This is a genomic window from Anabaena sp. CCY 0017, from assembly GCF_963920885.1.
In the GTDB taxonomy this organism is placed as follows: Bacteria; Cyanobacteriota; Cyanobacteriia; order Cyanobacteriales; family Nostocaceae; genus Nodularia.
The window spans coordinates 1-2639 of record NZ_CAWUDG010000064.1 but is presented as its reverse complement, the minus strand read 5'-3'; the positions used below and the strand labels follow the sequence as shown (position 1 = coordinate 2639).

The 2639-nt window shown below is 47.2% G+C and carries 1 protein-coding gene; it reads left to right on the top strand.

All coding sequences use genetic code 11. The annotated features are described in order from the left end of the window. The coding region (locus ACM0OW_RS25625; RefSeq protein ID WP_414553528.1) for a DNA primase at nt 1–2639 on the top strand (2639 nt) is incomplete at both ends.

Genomic DNA, 2639 nt, shown 5'->3' with positions numbered 1-2639 from the left:
CACTATACAGCCATTACGGGGCTACTGATGCCGAAATCATAGCAGAGCAGTGGTCACCAAGCATCAAAGGGGAAACCTGGAACATTCGAGCCAAAATTAGAAGCTTTGAGCGATCCCGACGTGCGGGGATCACCATTGGGACACTGTTCCACATCGCCAAACAGTACGGCTTCCGCTTTCCGCAACGGCAGTATGAACCATATCAACAGGACGAAGGACTAATTACCCGCCAAGAGTGGGAATTGGGACGAGTCAGAGAGGACTTAACCAGTTTTCAAAACTTATTAAAACAGGCTTTCGCTCCTTTTGTTAAAGCTGCTCAAGGATTCTCAACCCCCACATCAGGGGAGCCAGCACCCACATCACCGCAGCCAGCACCCACATCAGGGGAGCCAACCCCCACATCACCGCAGCCAGTAACCACATCAGGGGAGCCAGTACCCGAAACTACCACCCCAAGCCGGCAGATAATTGTCTACAAGCGGGGCAATATCCCACACAGAAGCGAAATTATAGGCAATATGTATATTGAGTGCCAACCAGAAGAACATATCGCCGCCTGGGTGGAAGCGATATCTAAGGGCTGGACGCAAATTTTAGATAATTCTCATCCAGGACTGGGCAAATCCCACAACGCTGGACAACTGACAGCTGGCATCTTCGGGATCGATAAATTAATTTACCAGGATGCCAACCACAGAAACCCATCCACACTACCCATCGAGGCTAACTTTATTGACCTCCCCGTGCGGCACAATGGTTTAAAAATTGACACCAGCCGCACCACCCCAATGGGCGAGAATTTCCTCCTACGTCCCAGACCAGGAGAAACTCCCGATACTGATGGCAATTGTCACCGCAGTTACTTATTTGAAGGATTTCGGGAGAAAAACTTTCACTCTTTAGATTTTGAGGAAAGTTCCATTAGCCCCATCTGTGACGGTTGTTCCTCTAAGAATCAATGTCGTTTCGCCTCTGGCCCTGGTTTTGGCTTCCGAAACCAAAAACGCACAGTAATTCAAAATTACTCCGAAATCAGAGCGCATCCCGACTCTACCCCCGTTACCTTAACCAACGCGGCTGGTCAACCTTTCACAGTCGGGCGGATTTGGGAAGAAGCAGGTACACTCATCAAGCCTGTGCGTTCACTGGAATTGAGATTGAGCGATTTTGATACCACCGTCGCCAAATTAGCTACAAGCGGCTTACCCCCTGAACAATGGTCAAAACTCCAGCCCATTTTACAGGTTTTGCGATCGCTGCTCACCCAAGATATTAAGCCTAATTCCCGTTACGGGTTTAATGATCATGACATCCGGGCGGTACTGCCGGATTTCCCAGAAGGTTTAGACATGGAAGCGATTCACCAAATTTTAGAACCTGATTTAGATTTTCTCGTTGATTTGGATTCCATTGATATCCAGGCAGACCAACAACTCAAAAAAAGTGCTGCTGCCCGTTATGCTGCCAAGCAATTAACTAGAGACAGCACCCGAAATGCTAGTAGGGAATTTCTGGAATTGCCTTTATACTGGCTCACCGATTTCCTGGAAGCTTGGAAAGGTAAAGGTTCTTTGGCTTGTAAACGGGGTGTAGTGACCATTTATCGTCCTTACGCCAAATATACTGAATTGGCCAACTCTGCCCAATTTAATATTTACCTTGATGCCACCACCACCGCCCAGAAGTTAAAATTGAAACTCAACTATCATGACCCCGTGTTAGTCATCCAGCAGTCACGCCCCGACTACAGCAATTTAAAGGTGGTCAATGTCACTGGGCTGGGTAAATTGTCTAAAAATCGCTCTAGTTCCTTAACTGACCGTGTTAATGCCCTGAAAGAAACTTTGCTTCAAATGCACAAGCATATCGGCATTATCGAGTGGAAAAAAATCGCATCCCAAGCGGAAAACCGCATTGAATACGGTCACTTTGTCGATGGTCGTGGTGTTAACAGGTTTAGTGATGCCGACGCGATCGCCAGCTTTGGCATTCCCTACCAAAACATCGGCTCGTTAGCAGCACATTTTCAGGTGATGACTGGTCAACCCGTCAACCTAGAAGACCCAGAAAGCAACTTCCAAAAGTATCTCATCGAATTGCTAGAAGCCGAAATCATTCAAGAGATTGGTCGATTACGCGCTCATCGTCGCCCCAACCAACAGCTAACATTTTACTTCTGTGCTGACTATGACCTCAGTTTCCTCTTAGATGAACTCCCTGGCGTGAAATTAGAGGTTGTTGATGCCAGCGATTTCTGCACCGAAGCGGGGAACCGCCAACAGCAGACTGGACACGCCATCGTCAAAGCCTTCACCCAGCTTTGGCAGTCGCAGCAGAAAATTGGTCAAACTGAGATAGCCAAAATCATCGGCATTAGCCAGGAATGGGTGAGCAAATTTACCAAACGCTGGGGCGGTTGGTTTAAGTTTAGAAAAATATTACTTTTACTATTAGACAGTCTTTATAGCGATAGTCATAAAAATTTCACAGCCTTGAGCGACGAGGAAAAGTGGTTTGCCCGTGAATACTTCCCCCACCTCGTTACTGAATCGGAATCATCACCAGAAGATGCCTTAAAACACATAGCTGAAGTGGCTATAAGCGTTACCAATACTGCGATGCGGCGAATTTTACAC